The organism is Bacillus paranthracis, assembly GCF_001883995.1.
GTDB lineage: Bacteria > Bacillota > Bacilli > Bacillales > Bacillaceae_G > Bacillus_A > Bacillus_A paranthracis.
This window is the reverse complement of record NZ_MACE01000038.1, coordinates 70,100-85,217: the sequence shown is the minus strand read 5'-3', so window position 1 is coordinate 85,217 and position 15,118 is coordinate 70,100. Positions and strand designations below refer to the sequence as shown.

The 15,118-nt window shown below is 37.1% G+C and carries 11 protein-coding genes and 1 riboswitch; of the genes, 7 read left to right on the top strand and 4 right to left on the bottom strand.

The features are described from left to right. Positions 1–107 precede the first annotated feature (107 nt). Together thiC and lldP are read right to left on the bottom strand one after the other, a co-directional pair. The gene (gene thiC / locus BAQ46_RS15010; protein WP_071742105.1) at positions 108–1,868 is read right to left on the bottom strand and encodes a phosphomethylpyrimidine synthase ThiC; all 1,761 of its coding nucleotides are present in this window, start codon (positions 1,866–1,868) and stop codon (positions 108–110) included. Between the two features lie 112 nt (positions 1,869–1,980). Further along, positions 1,981–2,096: riboswitch (TPP riboswitch) on the bottom strand. Between the two features lie 71 nt (positions 2,097–2,167). Then, positions 2,168–3,826 carry an L-lactate permease gene (lldP, locus tag BAQ46_RS15005; protein ID WP_001099319.1) on the bottom strand — a complete coding sequence of 553 codons (1,659 nt, stop codon included), beginning with the start codon at positions 3,824–3,826 and terminating at the stop codon, positions 2,168–2,170. A gap of 296 nt (positions 3,827–4,122) precedes the next feature. Between lldP and BAQ46_RS15000 the strand changes: the two genes are divergently transcribed. After that, positions 4,123–4,440 (top strand): magnetosome magnetite crystal formation protein family, encoded by a 318-nt coding sequence (locus BAQ46_RS15000; RefSeq protein ID WP_001014100.1) that lies wholly within the window; start codon positions 4,123–4,125, stop codon positions 4,438–4,440. Positions 4,441–4,508: 68 nt separating this feature from the next. On the opposite strand, the gene BAQ46_RS14995 is transcribed toward BAQ46_RS15000, so the two are convergent. After that, positions 4,509–5,000 (bottom strand): metal-binding protein, encoded by a 492-nt coding sequence (locus BAQ46_RS14995; RefSeq protein ID WP_001139070.1) that lies wholly within the window; start codon positions 4,998–5,000, stop codon positions 4,509–4,511. 50 nt (positions 5,001–5,050) lie between these two features. After that, a complete protein-coding gene (locus BAQ46_RS14990) occupies positions 5,051–5,416 on the bottom strand; it encodes a YkvA family protein (RefSeq protein WP_000435502.1) in 366 nt (121 codons plus the stop codon). Between the two features lie 545 nt (positions 5,417–5,961). On the opposite strand from BAQ46_RS14990, the gene BAQ46_RS14985 reads away from it, so the two are divergent. The 6 genes from BAQ46_RS14985 to BAQ46_RS14960 all read left to right on the top strand — a co-directional run bounded on the left by BAQ46_RS14985 (position 5,962) and on the right by BAQ46_RS14960 (position 15,066). Continuing rightward, a complete protein-coding gene (locus tag BAQ46_RS14985; protein WP_048553009.1) occupies positions 5,962–7,890 on the top strand; it encodes an LTA synthase family protein in 1,929 nt (642 codons plus the stop codon). Between the two features lie 477 nt (positions 7,891–8,367). Continuing rightward, entirely contained in the window at positions 8,368–9,252 is an 885-nt protein-coding gene (locus BAQ46_RS14980) for a D-amino-acid transaminase (protein WP_071742104.1), read from the top strand. 210 nt (positions 9,253–9,462) lie between these two features. Continuing rightward, positions 9,463–11,208 carry a C40 family peptidase gene (locus BAQ46_RS14975; RefSeq protein WP_071742103.1) on the top strand — a complete coding sequence of 582 codons (1,746 nt, stop codon included), beginning with the start codon at positions 9,463–9,465 and terminating at the stop codon, positions 11,206–11,208. Positions 11,209–11,553: 345 nt separating this feature from the next. Then, positions 11,554–12,765: a NupC/NupG family nucleoside CNT transporter gene (locus BAQ46_RS14970; RefSeq protein ID WP_001051012.1), complete on the top strand. Its 1,212-nt coding sequence runs from the start codon at positions 11,554–11,556 to the stop codon at positions 12,763–12,765. Between the two features lie 247 nt (positions 12,766–13,012). After that, the gene (locus BAQ46_RS14965) at positions 13,013–13,768 is read left to right on the top strand and encodes a dGTP triphosphohydrolase (RefSeq protein ID WP_000654291.1); all 756 of its coding nucleotides are present in this window, start codon (positions 13,013–13,015) and stop codon (positions 13,766–13,768) included. Then, complete coding sequence (locus tag BAQ46_RS14960; RefSeq protein WP_000988770.1) at positions 13,765–15,066, top strand: glycosyltransferase family 2 protein; 1,302 nt, start codon at positions 13,765–13,767, stop codon at positions 15,064–15,066. The genes BAQ46_RS14965 and BAQ46_RS14960 overlap by 4 nt, the downstream gene beginning before the upstream one ends. The last annotated feature ends 52 nt before the right edge of the window (positions 15,067–15,118 follow it).

Genomic DNA, 15,118 nt, shown 5'->3' with positions numbered 1-15,118 from the left:
GAATAAACAACAGAAGCCCGCTTTGCTACCGTCTTAGCAAAGCGGGCTTCTTCTATATTTAAGTTAGGTACTACAGTGTGATCAATCAAGTAAAGAGGTGTAACGTGTTATTGGTATAAATGACTACCTGTTTCTTTAAATTCTTTCGCTTTCTCTTTCATTCCTTTTTCAATTGCTTCTGTCGTTTCTAAATCATTTTCTTTTGCATATTCCCGAATATCATGTGAAATTCTCATACTACAAAACTTCGGTCCACACATGGAACAGAAATGAGCCGTTTTCGCACCTTCTGCTGGCAACGTTTCATCGTGATACTCCATCGCGCGTTCAGGATCTAAAGATAAATTAAATTGATCGCGCCAACGGAATTCAAAACGAGCTTTTGAAAGTGCATCATCACGCTGATGAGCCGTTTTGTGCCCTTTCGCCAGATCAGCTGCATGCGCAGCGATTTTGTACGTAATAACACCTTCGCGTACATCATCTTTATTCGGTAAACCTAAATGTTCTTTCGGCGTTACATAACAAAGCATCGCTGTTCCAAACCAGCCAATCATCGCAGCTCCAATTGCGGATGTAATATGGTCATAACCTGGTGCAATATCTGTCGTTAACGGTCCAAGTGTATAGAATGGTGCGCCCTGGCAAATATCAAGCTCTTTCTCCATATTTTCTTTAATTAAATGCATCGGTACATGCCCAGGCCCTTCAATCATAACTTGCACATCATGTTTCCAAGCAATCTTCGTTAATTCACCAAGTGTTTCAAGCTCAGAGAACTGCGCTTCGTCATTTGCATCTGCAATCGAACCTGGACGTAATCCATCTCCAAGAGAGAACGAAACATCATACTGCTTCATAATTTCACAAATCTCTTCAAAATGAGTGTATAGGAAGTTTTCTTTATGATGGTATAAACACCACTGCGCCATAATTGAACCACCGCGCGAAACGATACCTGTCGTACGGTTTGCAGTAATCGGAATGTAACGAAGTAATACGCCAGCGTGAATTGTAAAGTAATCAACGCCTTGCTCCGCTTGCTCAATTAACGTATCACGATACACTTCCCACGTTAAATCTTCTGCAATTCCGTTTACTTTTTCAAGCGCTTGATAGATTGGTACAGTTCCAACTGGTACAGGTGCGTTACGAATAATCCACTCGCGCGTCGTATGAATGTTTTTACCTGTAGATAAATCCATAATCGTATCTGCACCCCAGCGAGTAGCCCACGTCATCTTCTCTACTTCTTCTGCAATAGAAGAAGATACAGCAGAGTTTCCGATATTTGCATTCACCTTCACGTGGAAATTACGTCCAATAATCATCGGCTCTGCTTCAGGATGGTTAATATTCGCTGGTAAAATAGCGCGACCTTCCGCAATTTCCTTACGAACAAACTCAGGTTCTACCCCTTCACGAATCGCAACATATTCCATCTCAGACGTAATGATGCCATTACGTGCATAATGCATTTGCGTAACATTTGCACCTTGCTTCGCTCTAAGTGGTTTACGATCCATTTGCGGGAAAACAGGTGTATGTTTCGAAGCCACCTTCACACCGTCATCCTCTGGTTTCACTTCGCGCCCTTCGTATGCTTCTACATCATTACGCTCCAGTATCCAAGAGTGGCGTGGCGTTGGAATCCCCTTTTCCAGCTCCACTTTATACGCGGGATCCGTATAAGGACCGCTCGTATCATATACGCGAATTGGCGGATTCGGAACGCCGTTTGTATCGCTTTGTTCAATCTCACGCATCGGCACCTTCATACCTTCTCGTGGTCCATCCACATACACTTTCTTACTTCCTGGTAAACTCGATTTCAATTCAATTTGCTCAGCTGAAACAGACTGTTTCATAACCTTTGTTGCCCCCCTGTACGTGACAAGGACGAGATATGGCCAGCGTATGCCAAAATAAAAAGAGCCAGGTCCATAAAAAAATAAGGACCTGGCTCATAAAGACATCATTATGTAAAGCCGTTAACTTCCCTACGCTGGTACGAGCCAGATCAGGTCCAAAGGGTTAAGAAGTTCACGCGCTTCTCTCTCAGCCTACGCATACGTTAGGCACCCCTAGTTTATCACTGATTTAATTTTCAATACTTTCTCATCATACACGATAATCTGAAAAATGCAAAGTTTATTTCTTTTGTTGTTTATGGAATCATCCACGTTAAATAATATGCCTGTACATACGTCATAATACCAACAATAATTACGAAGAATAAACTATGCTTCACTGTAAACCGGAATAAATCTGATTCTTTTCCAGCAAGTCCAACTGCTGCACAAGCAATGGCAATCGATTGCGGAGAAATCATTTTCCCGGTTACACCGCCCGTTGTATTCGCTGCAACGAGAAGTACTTCAGATACACCGACTTGCTGCGCTGTAATTGCTTGTAAATTTGAAAATAATGCATTCGCTGAAGTATCAGACCCTGTTAAGAATACACCAATCCATCCTAAGAATGGTGAGAAGAACGGGAATAGTCCGCCAGTTCCTGCTAGTGCTAACGCTAGTGTAGAAGATAGCCCAGAATAGTTTGCGATAAATGCAAATCCTAATACGAATCCAATAGATAGAATTGGCATTTTAAGTTCACTTAAAGTTTCTTTAAATGTTACCACTGCATCTTTTACACTCATTTTCAAAATAAACATGGAAATGAGACAAGCAATTAAAATTGCTGTTCCCGTTGCTGATAATACATCAAACTTCAAAATTGCCTCGTAAGGCGTCGCTTTATTTACAATAGGCTCTGCTTTCATTACTAAATTGTGCAAGCCTGGAATTTCAAACTTAAATACAAGGCTTTCTAACGCGCCTCCTGGAGCAAATAATGCTTTAAAGAAACTTTGACTCCAAATGACTACCATAACCGTTAATACGATAAATGGAGACCATGCCTTTACTACTTTTCCTAACGTTAATTTCGGCATCGATGCCGCTGTTGTTGCAGCTACTTCTCTATTTGCTTGCCCTGATTGATAAATTTCTTTTGGTTGCCATACTTTTAAGAACAGCGCTAAACTAACTAAACTTACAAGTGCCGACGTAATATCCGGAAGTTCTGGTCCTAAGAATGTCGCTGTTATGAACTGCGTAATTGCAAATGAGCTACCTGCTACAAGTAAAGCAGGCCACGTTTGTCTTACTCCTTTCAACCCGTCCATTAAAAATACGATAAAGAATGGAACAAATAATGATAAGAACGGTAATTGATGTCCAGCCATTTGTCCAATTTTATGTGGATCAATACCTGTTACTTGTCCAGCAACTGTAATCGGAATACCCATCGCTCCGAACGCTACTGGTGCTGTGTTTGCAATTAAACAAAGACCTGCCGCATATAAAGGATTTAGCCCAAGGCCTGCAAGAAGCGCTGCCGTAATCGCTACTGGTGCACCGAATCCCGCTGCCCCTTCTAAAAATGCTCCGAATGAAAAACCGATTAAAATAACGAGTAAACGATGGTCATTCGTAATGGATAATACAGATGCACGAATCACATCGAATTGACCTGTTTTCACAGATATTTTATATAAAAATACCGACATAATGATAATCCAAGCAATTGGCCATAGTCCGTATAAAAAACCATATCCAGTCGCTGCCATTGCCATCGTGAACGGCATCTTATAAGCGAATAATGCCACTAAAATTGTAAGTACAACTGTAATAAATCCTGCCACATACCCCTTCATGCGGAAAACTGCTAAAGCTAAGAAAAAAAAGATAATCGGAATAAGTGCGACCGCCGCCGAAATCCAAATGTTTCCGAACGGATCATAAACTTGTGTCCATGTGTTCATTGTTCTCTCCCCCTAAAGAATCCCCTTTTAAGTAGAATAACCTCATCAATAGACTATCAGGTCATCATACCTTTAAGTCTAAAAATAAAAAACGTTTAAGAAAACGTTTTCAATAACTTTCATTTATACTGTACCATAACAATTTCCATTTAAAAAGATTTTTTTGAAAATTTTATCATTTAACAAAAAAATCTTACAAAACCGTCATGTTCTTGTAATGTTCATCGATAGAAAGCTTGCCAAAACTATTGCATAATAATAGTATAACAACGGACATTATTTATGAGGTGATATATATGAATGGAAACAAAATATTAGCAGCTTTATCATACTTTAGTGTATTATTTGCCCCTATCTTATTCCCTATTATTGTGTGGATTGTAGGCGATGCTGAAACGAAACCACATGCAAAACGTGCTCTATGGACACACATTATCCCAAGTATCGCTACATTCATTGGCGTAACTATTTTAGGAATTATGGGTCTTGGATCTGATCAACCGGATGTAACACTGGGCATCGGTACAATGATTGTCTTATGTATTTGCGGAATCATTAGCTTATACTACTTCATTTGGAACATCGTGAAAGGTATTAAAGTACTGAAAGCTTAATCTCTTTTTAAACAAACGTTTGATTAAAAAGAAAAACCGTCCCAAAATACCTTTTTGGGACGGTTTTTTTATCTTCTGCGTTTCTTCTTTTTTCTCATCATTTTCTTGCGGCGCGTATTCACTTTATCCGCTATAATGTGAAGCGTGCTTGCCACAACAATTCCCATTACGAACGTTACAATTTCAACCTCATGTTCCTTCGCAATTTCTATTAAATTCCCGTCAAGCGCGATTACATTTAATAGGAATAAAAACGGAGAAAACACAATTAACATGTATGCAATACGAATCACATCACCAAGTATAATTGTGTGTGTAAAGAAGGAGCGATGCGGCATTACCTTCTTATACGGATACCAAAATATACGCAGGAATCCCCATTTATTATACGCATTACTATACGTATCTAAATCCGGTGTTAAAAATGTAGTACCTACTAAAAAGCCAATTGCAAAAGTTAATAAAAAATCAAAATTTGTTAGTCCATACGAAAAGAGCAGAAACAAAACAACCGGAAGGGATATTAAGTTTATTTTCGTATGCGTTCTTCCTGACGGCATAATGCACTTCCTCGCTTACGTTTGCCCTGTCACCATGTGACAGTTCTCACCTATTGATCTAATTTCTGATCGATAAAGGATGTGTCTATATCCGAACCAAACCATTCTGCCAACTTCACTCGTGCTTTATCTTTTACATCATCATCGACGTATAACGACGCTTGTAATAACGCAGCCATTAACGCCCCTAAATCATCCGTATAACCAATTCCAGCAACGAAATCTGGAATCGCATCAATCGGTGCAATAAAATAAGCAAGTGCCCCAATTACAATAATTTTCACTCGTTTTGGAACATCTGGTTTCTGCAAAACGTAAAACAGCAATAAACTTGCATAAATGACCGACTGTCCTGCCTGCTTTGCGACATGTTTTACCTTCTTCCAAAATGCTTCAACTGAAAATTTTTGCTCCATGTAAAAGCCTCCCTATTTTTTAAAAGAAATAAGCTACAATATGTTTTCAGTAAAAGTTCATCAAAATTACACATAATCTATCAATGAACTTTCATTGTAACAAACAAACCTAAAAAGAACAAGTGTTCGTTAATTTTTACATACTTCCCTTCATATAATAGGTTTCTAGATAACCACTTACCCATTGTCATTTCTTATTTCTCAACAAGAAATTTTTCACTTTCACTTAACATTCTGCTCTACCTTTGTTATATTTTCTAGTTGACGGACATATAAACGAATGTTAAAGTTTTCTCTGGTAGTGACAAATCTTATACAAAAAATGTAAAATGTTATAGTGTTTCTCAGAAATGAATTTTGTTGTATAATACAGAAATGACGTTATGCTTATGAGTAACACAAGAAACTAAAAGGGTATGCATAGTTATAGTCGTATATGGGTGAATATAGAACCTCTAATTATGGCCAAGAAAACTATGTATTTTTTATTTTAGCATTTTTCGCTCCAAAATCGACCAAGCCTGATAGAGAAAGGGTGGAAATGAATGAAAGAAACCTTGAAATCACAATTTCAAAATGTGCGTTTCACTGTATTCGTAGCTTTAGCCTTATGGTTGAAGACATATCTTATTACACGCACAAGCTTTGATTTAAAACTTGAATCTTTCATGCAAGAATTCATTTTATTCCTTAGCCCATTAGCAGCATCATTACTGCTTGTTGGTCTTGCATTATTTGCAAAAGGGAAAAAACGTAACTATATAGCACTTGGAATTAATTTTATTTTAACAATCGTTCTTGTTGGTAACGTAATGTTCTACGGATTCTACAATGACTTCGTTACTTTACCAGTACTAGGACAAACATCCAACTTCGGAAGTTTAGGTTCTAGTGTAAAAGAATTGTTTAACTACAAAATTATCCTTGCATTTGCTGATATTATCGTATTCTTCATTTTATTGAAGAAGATGAAGAATTTTGCACCGACAGAACGTGTAGCACGCCCAATGCGTTCCCTATACTTCGTGTCAACAATTGCTATTTTCTTCGCAAACTTAGGACTGGCAGAAGCTGAGCGTCCAGAACTATTAACACGTTCATTCGACCGTGTTATGCTTGTTAAAAACTTAGGTTTATATGTACATCAAGTGTATGATCTTGGCTTACAAGCAAAATCAAGTTCACAAAAAGCATTTGCTGACGGTAGTAAGTTACAGGAAACAGAGAACTACGTAAAAACAACGCAAAGCAAACCAGATCCAAATATGTTTGGTACTGCAAAAGGGAAGAACGTAATTGTTGTCTCTCTTGAGTCATTACAAACATTCTTAATTGGTGCAACAGTTAACGGACAAGAAGTTACACCATTCTTAAACCAATTTACGAAAGAAAGTTATTACTTTGATAACTTCTTCCATCAAACTGGGCAAGGAAAAACATCTGATGCTGAATTCTTAGTAGATACTTCAATGTATCCACTAGACCGTGGTGCTGTATTCTTCACACACGGTAACAACGAATATACAGCAACTCCAGAAATTTTACGCCAGCAAGGATACTACACTGCAGTATTCCACGCAAACAACGCAACATTCTGGAACCGTAACATTATGTATCCGGCACTTGGTTATGATCGTTACTACAACGAGCTTGACTACAAGATTACGCCAGAAACGAAATTAAACTGGGGATTAAAAGATATCGAATACTTTGATCAGTCAGTCGATATGTTAAAACAAGTGAAGCAACCGTTCTATACTCGCTTCCTTACTTTAACAAACCATTACCCGTTCACTTATGATGACAATACAAAATTAATTGATGAATACAATTCTGGTGATGGTGTATTTGACCGTTACATGGTAACAGCTCGCTACTTAGACGAAGCAATGAAACACTTTATTGAGCGTCTAAAAGCAGAAGGTATTTACGATAACTCAGTTATCGTATTCTACGGTGACCACTACGGTATTTCTGAAAACCATAACCGTGCAATGGCACAGTTCTTAGGAAAAGAAGAAATTACTGCATTTGACCATATGAACTTACAAAAAACACCGATGTTTATTCACGTTCCAGGTCAAAAAGAAGGTAAAACAATTTCAAAACCAACTGGTGAAATTGACATTAAACCAACTATTCTAAACTTACTTGGTGTAGACTCTACGAATGACGTTCGATTCGGTCATGACGTATTCTCACCTGATAATAAAGGCTTCGTTGTTCTTCGTGATGGTAGCTTCGTTACAGATAAGTACATGTACACGAACAGTACATTCTACGACCGCGCTACTGGCGAAGTTGTACAACTGCCAAAAGAGGAATCTCAACCACTTATTGATCGTGCCCAAAATGAATTGAACATGTCTGACAAAATCATTGAGGGTGACTTACTTCGCTTCTCTGAAAGCAACAAGATCAAAACTGGTGAAGTAAAGACAGCTATTAAAGAAGAAAAGAAGAGCGCTGAGTAATCTCAGCCTCTTTTTTTATATTTCTCCATACAATTACTTATATTCATTAACTTTAACATTACATAACCTTTACCAAATATTCATATAAAATTAATGAAGTATCTCTATAATAAAATATGTAAACGAGGTTCTATATATTTCTTATCTCTCATCTGTAATAAGATCCCTTAAAGAAATATGTGAATCGTTTATTTCTACTTTCTTATAATTGTCTTTCAATATGTTTTGTTTCCATACACAAAACATTCAATAAGACGATGTCCCTATGAAAGATAGCTACCCTCCTTGTGCAGCATTCCATAAGAATGTTGCTTTTTTTTATTTAAAAGCAGGATTCTTATTTCTTATTTTCGAATTTGTATATACGAAATGCTGTAAATCACTACCACTTCTCTACCATTTACAAATACATATACGTCATATGTAAAGAATTACTCACATAAAAATTAGTATTGTGACTTCTTTACTTACGAAAGGATGGGATCGAAATTGGCATATGAAAGATTTGTACTTTGGAATAATGCAGTTATTGATACAACGAAACAGAAAACGTACATAGACCTTGAAGAGAGAGGCTTGCAGTTTGGGGATGGTGTCTACGAGGTTATTCGTCTATATAAAGGGAACTTTCACTTATTAGATCCGCATATCACAAGATTATATCGCTCCATGGAAGAAATAGAATTAACACTCCCTTTCTCAAAAGCGGAACTGATTACCCTACTTTATAAACTAATCGAAAATAATAATTTCCACGAAGATGGAACGATTTATTTGCAAGTATCTCGTGGTGTACAAGCTCGTACCCATACGTTCTCATATGACGTCCCTCCAACAATCTATGCCTATATTACAAAGAAAGAAAGACCAGCGTTATGGATTGAATATGGTGTACGTGCCATATCAGAACCGGATACGCGTTGGCTACGCTGTGATATTAAATCATTAAATTTATTACCAAATATATTAGCTAATACGAAAGCGGAACGAAAAGGTTGTAAAGAGGCCCTTTTCGTACGAAATGGTACTGTAACTGAGGGAAGCCACTCTAACTTCTTTCTAATTAAAAACGGAACTCTTTACACACATCCAGCTAATCACCTTATTTTAAACGGCATTATTCGTCAATATGTCCTTTCTTTAGCGAAAACCCTTCGTATTCCAGTACAAGAAGAGCTTTTCAGCGTTCGTGATGTTTATCAAGCGGATGAATGCTTTTTTACAGGAACGACGATTGAAATTTTGCCGATGACTCATCTTGATGGAACCGCAATCCAAGATGGTCAAGTTGGCCCTATCACTAAAATGCTGCAACGATCATTTTCTCAGAGTTTGTTACAATCCAATATGTCATCTTCTTAAACACGAATAATTTCTATCCTTTCTACATTCAATATATGTATTTAAATGGAAATCAAGGTATAGATTTATGCCTTGATTTTTTCTTGTAATCTTTTTGTCATATTCAGATTCCCGCATAAGTCTTGACAGTAATCGACATGCTCTTTAGAATTTTTAACAGTTGGTAAATATTTCTTCACTACATTACAGACAGAAAGGAATCGACAAATTATGAAAAAATACCTTGCCGGTCTTGCGGCAGTGTCTGTAGCAGGAGGAGCAGCACCTACACTTGATAGTGTTCAAGCTGCCCCTGAACAAAATACACAAAAAGCTGCTACAACTGTCCAAGCTTCTGCATCAAACAGCTCATCTTATACGGTAAACGCTAGCGTATTACATGTTCGTGCAGGATCAAGTACTTCTCACGACATCATCTCGCGCGTTTATAACGGTCAATCATTAAACGTGATTGGCGAAGAAAATGGTTGGTTCAAAATTAACATGAATGGACAAACAGGCTTTGTTAGTGGCGAATTTGTATCAAAAAATGGTGCAAGCAATTCCAATGTAAGTACAACAGGCGGAAACAATAAAGTTACTGCTGATGTATTACGTGTACGTACTGCTCCTAACACTTCTAGTTCTGTTTCAGGACGTGTATATGCAGGACAAACATTAAACGTAATTGGCCAAGAAAATGGTTGGGTGAAAATCAACCATAATGGACAAGTTGGCTATGTAAGTGGCGAATTCGTATCTGGTGTTTCTGCTAATGCAGGTTCTTCAAACAACAATACGAATAATAATAACCAAGAATCTGTAAAACCAACAAGCGGAAACTATACAGTAAATGTATCTTCCCTTCGTGTTCGTACAGGTCCTAGCACTTCTCACACAACTGTAGGTTCTGTTACAAAAGGACAAGTCGTACAAGTTGTTGGCGAAGTTCAAGATTGGTTCAAAATCAATTATGCAGGACAAGCAGCTTACGTAAGTAAAGACTACGTAACAAAAGGTGGTTCTAGCGATAACGTTACACAAGGAAACAACCAAGATAACAAACAAGAACAAAATAATAATGTAACTGTTCAAACTGGCGGTACTTACGTTGTTAACGCAACATCTCTACGCGTACGTACAGGCCCTGCTACTTACCATAGCGTAATTGGTGGCGTATTAAATGGTACGACATTAAACGTAATTGGCTCTGAAGGTAGCTGGTTTAAAGTTAACTATCAAGGAAAAACAGGCTACGTTAGTAGCGAATTCATGAAATTCGTTAAAGGTGGCACTACTACTCCTGAGCAACCAAAACAACCTGAACAACCTAATCAAGGTGCAATTGGTGACTACTACATTAATGCTTCTGCCTTAAATGTACGTAGTGGTGAAGGTACAAATTATAGAATCATAGGCGCACTTCCACAAGGACAGAAGGTTCAAGTAATCTCTGAAAACTCTGGATGGAGCAAAATTAACTACAACGGTCAAACTGGTTATATCGGAACACGTTACCTTTCTAAAACACCAGTTGGCGGCGCAGTAGATAATAAGCCTAACAACAATCAAAATAACAATCAAAACAATAACAACAATACAGGTAATAATAGCGGCAACAGTTCTTCTATACTTGCATATGCAAAAGGAATGCAAGGCGTACCATACGTTTGGGGCGGAACTTCTGCTAACGGTGTGGACTGCAGTGGCTACATCTACCACGTATTTAAGAAATTTGGTCATAACATTAGCCGTCAAAGTGTTGCGGGATATTGGGGTAGCCTACCACAAACTTCAAATCCACAACCAGGCGACTTAATTTATTTCCAAAACACTTATAAATCGGGTCCTTCTCACATGGGTATTTACCTTGGGGGCGGATCATTTATCCAAGCTGGAGACAAAGGTGTAGCAATCGCTTCATTAAGCAATTCTTATTGGAGTAAGCACTTCTTAGGTTATACGAAAGCACCTTAAGTTATATTTTTAGAGCCTTCTAGATTACTAGAAGGCTCTTTTTAATGTGTATAACCTATTTCCCTAAAAAAATAATGTATCTATTTTCCTATTTCATACACTATATTCTACAATAATGATCCATAACGTTATCATAATGTATATTTTCACATAAAAAACATAACCTATTTCATGTCTAATCATTTTATATGTGTTTTTTTGAAGAATTTTCTTTTTATTTAAACTTTTCGTTAGACGTTTGACCTCTGATGTCCATTATGATAAGTTACTTAAGATGTTATATTTGCAGAAGTATAGACAACTGTTTTATACATTTTTTTACTATGAGGAAGGAGCATACACTGCATGAATCTTTTATGGGGAATTGGCGGCGTGATTGGAGTATTAGCAATCGCTTTCTTACTATCTTCCAACCGCAAAGCTATTAATTGGCGCACAATTTTAATCGCGCTAGCATTACAAATGTCATTTTCATTTATCGTATTACGATGGGATGCCGGAAAAGCAGGTTTAAAACACGCTGCAGATGGCGTTCAAGGATTAATTAATTTTTCTTACGAGGGAATTAAGTTCGTTGCTGGGGATTTAGTCAACGCAAAAGGACCTTGGGGATTTATCTTCGTTATTCAAGCACTACTTCCAATCGTATTTATTAGTTCATTAGTAGCAATCTTATATCATTTCGGTATTATGCAGAAATTTGTTAGTATCATTGGTGGCGGGTTAAGTAAACTTCTTGGAACTTCTAAAGCAGAAAGTTTAAACTCAGTAACAACTGTATTTTTAGGACAAACTGAAGCTCCAATCTTAATCAAACCTTACTTAGCACGTTTAACAAATAGTGAATTCTTCGCTATTATGGTAAGCGGTATGACAGCTGTTGCTGGATCAGTTCTTGTCGGCTATGCAGCAATGGGTATTCCGTTAGAACACTTATTAGCAGCAGCAATTATGGCAGCTCCATCAAGTCTATTAATTGCAAAACTAATTATGCCAGAAACAGAAAAAGTAGATAATAACGTTGAACTTTCTACAGAGCGTGAAGATGCAAACGTTATTGATGCAGCAGCACGTGGTGCATCAGAAGGTATGCAACTTGTTATTAACGTAGCAGCAATGTTAATGGCTTTCATCGCATTAATCGCTTTATTAAATGGCCTATTAGGATGGATTGGCTCTTGGTTCGATATTAAACTTAGCCTTGATTTAATCTTCGGTTACTTACTATCACCATTTGCAATTTTAATCGGGGTTTCTCCTGGTGAAGCCGTACAAGCAGCAAGCTTTATCGGTCAAAAACTTGCAATCAACGAATTCGTTGCATACGCAAACTTAGGACCACATATGGCAGAGTTCTCTGCAAAAACAAATCTAATTTTAACATTCGCAATCTGTGGATTCGCAAACTTCTCTTCTATCGCAATTCAATTAGGTGTAACAGGAACATTAGCTCCTACTCGCCGTAAACAAATTGCACAATTAGGGATTAAAGCAGTTATCGCTGGTACACTAGCTAACTTCTTAAACGCAGCAGTTGCAGGTATGATGTTCTTATAAAATAAAGCAAGTCCCCTCTTTCTAAAGAGGGGACTTTTTATTTTCTTAGTATATATTAAATACTTTATGCCGAAATATAAAAACATTATGATACAATAATTATCAAGGCTGTTTATTTTTTCTTACAAAAGAGGGATACTACTTATTGTTGCTCTCTCAAAAAGAATATAGTCATCCGGTCTATTTCTTAATAATTGCGCATACTACAAGTATCCTTGTATGAATTATCTTTAAGGAGGAAAGTTTTGTGAAAGATAACTTCTATAAAGTCCTCTCTATGTGGATTTTACAAATTTTATTTTATTTTACAACTGTACATGTAACGCAATATGAGCATGCTCTCATTTTTACAATTATATATGTAATTGTTAATGTACTATTTCTATTTTTGCCTGATAAAACTGCATTTGTTTTCTTCATATTAGGAACCATTATTTCGGTATTCTACCTGTTCTACCAAGCATGGCTTTACTTATGGAGTACATCAGAACAATGGGAATACATTATTACTCACTTCCTAATGGCAGCAAATTTCTTCATTGTATATATCTCCACTCATCTATTAAAGAAGGTTATTCATGAAAATAAAGAATTAACCGAACGTGTGAGAACGTTAGAACAATACATCGGAGAATCGAAATTATTAACAAGACAAGAATTTGAGAGACGACAAGCATTATTAATCAATGCAATGAATCGTCGTAATGAAACAGGCGTTATGATTTATTTTGATTTCACTTCCTTTAGTAAATATACGAAGGAAAGTGTTATGGACCGTGTAGCTTCCTTATTAATTGAAACGGTAAGAGCTGACTTCGACCTTGTTGCTGAGTATGATAACAACACATTAGTCACTTTATTACAAAATACAAATGAAGCGGGTGCTGATATTGTAATGAACCGTCTACAGCCTAAAATGGAAAAATGGCTTGCAGATGAGGCTATTCAAGACATCAAGATTAAACGAGAACAAATCGCTACAAAAGGACCGAAGTTATTATGATGACACTCGTTATACTTCTTTTATTCCTTCTATTTTGCGTACTCGTTTTTTGGATCAGCATCACATTTTCAATTAAGTATGTACTTATTTTTACAGCCTTTCTATTCTCTGGCTTACTCGTTTACTATTCTTTCTTAACACTCGCAGGTTTAGTTCACCGAAGTAGGAAACAAAAAGATCGTACGCTAGAACATTACCCAAGCGTCGATATTTTAATACCAGCTCACAATGAAGGCGTCGTTATTAAGGATACTTTAGAGGCGATGGCAAAGATTGAATATCCAGGCAAACTAACTGTTTATTTATTAAACGATAACTCGCAAGATGAGACACCTGAAATTGGTGACGATTTTGACAAAGCTTATGCTCATATTCGTCACATTCGTGTTCCACCTGGTGAACCAAAAGGAAAATCACGTGTATTAAACTATGGCCTTAGTATTTCAGATGGTGAATACTTCTGTGTTTATGATGCAGATAACCAGCCTGAACCACATGCACTGCGAATGCTTGTAGAACACGCTGAAACAACCGAGGATGCTGTTGGAGCTGTTGGGCATGTTCGTACTGTAAATGAAAAAAGAAACTGGCTAACACGAATGATTTCGTTAGAATTTCAAATCTTCCAGCTCCTTATGCAATCCGGACGCTGGTTACTATTCCAAACAGGTTCACTAACAGGAACAAACATGCTTCTTCGTCGCGCTGCATTAGAAGAGCTTGGCGGCTATGACCCTTATGCAATTGCTGAAGATGCTGAATTAACATTACGAATTACACAAAAAGGCTATCTCCTGCCAATCGTTCCAGAGTCAATTACATGGGAACAAGAACCTGAGCATTTAAAAATCCTTATTAAGCAGCGTACACGTTGGCTTCAAGGGAACTTGTACATTTTAGAAAAAATGTTTTCTTCATTAAGTTTCTTTAAAGGAAAACTGCTCGTCCATTCTTTACAACAAGTTTTAGTGTATGTTGTATTTTGGTTATTCTTAATCATTTCGAACGTTTGGTTTGTAATTGGGTTACTCGGGATATTCCAAATTCAATATAGCATTCCACTACTATTTATGTGGTATGTCGCATATGTTACATATGTTTCTCAATTATTTAGTGCCCAGAGTGTGGAACGAACCTTTACACCAACTAATATTTTTATTAGTGTGATCATGTACTTTACGTACGCACAGCTCTTTACGTACTTATTCATTCGTAGCTTAATTTTATACTTACGTGCAAAGAGCAAGAAACAAGTCATTGGCTGGGATAAAACTGTTCGATTCAAAAAAGATAAATAATAAAAATAAGCACAGAGCGCCGTATGCTCTGTGCTTATTTATTGCCGTATAA

What these genes read in the sequence shown, in the direction of transcription:
- lldP (WP_001099319.1), bottom strand. Translation starts at nt 3,826, where the DNA reads ATGAACACATGGACACAAGTTTATGATCCGTTCGGAAACATTTGGATT.
- BAQ46_RS14970 (WP_001051012.1), top strand. Translation starts at nt 11,554, where the DNA reads ATGAATCTTTTATGGGGAATTGGCGGCGTGATTGGAGTATTAGCAATC.
- BAQ46_RS15000 (WP_001014100.1), top strand. Translation starts at nt 4,123, where the DNA reads ATGAATGGAAACAAAATATTAGCAGCTTTATCATACTTTAGTGTATTA.
- thiC (WP_071742105.1), bottom strand. Translation starts at nt 1,868, where the DNA reads ATGAAACAGTCTGTTTCAGCTGAGCAAATTGAATTGAAATCGAGTTTA.
- BAQ46_RS14975 (WP_071742103.1), top strand. Translation starts at nt 9,463, where the DNA reads ATGAAAAAATACCTTGCCGGTCTTGCGGCAGTGTCTGTAGCAGGAGGA.
- BAQ46_RS14960 (WP_000988770.1), top strand. Translation starts at nt 13,765, where the DNA reads ATGATGACACTCGTTATACTTCTTTTATTCCTTCTATTTTGCGTACTC.
- BAQ46_RS14985 (WP_048553009.1), top strand. Translation starts at nt 5,962, where the DNA reads ATGAAAGAAACCTTGAAATCACAATTTCAAAATGTGCGTTTCACTGTA.
- BAQ46_RS14990 (WP_000435502.1), bottom strand. Translation starts at nt 5,416, where the DNA reads ATGGAGCAAAAATTTTCAGTTGAAGCATTTTGGAAGAAGGTAAAACAT.
- BAQ46_RS14995 (WP_001139070.1), bottom strand. Translation starts at nt 5,000, where the DNA reads ATGCCGTCAGGAAGAACGCATACGAAAATAAACTTAATATCCCTTCCG.
- BAQ46_RS14980 (WP_071742104.1), top strand. Translation starts at nt 8,368, where the DNA reads ATGGGATCGAAATTGGCATATGAAAGATTTGTACTTTGGAATAATGCA.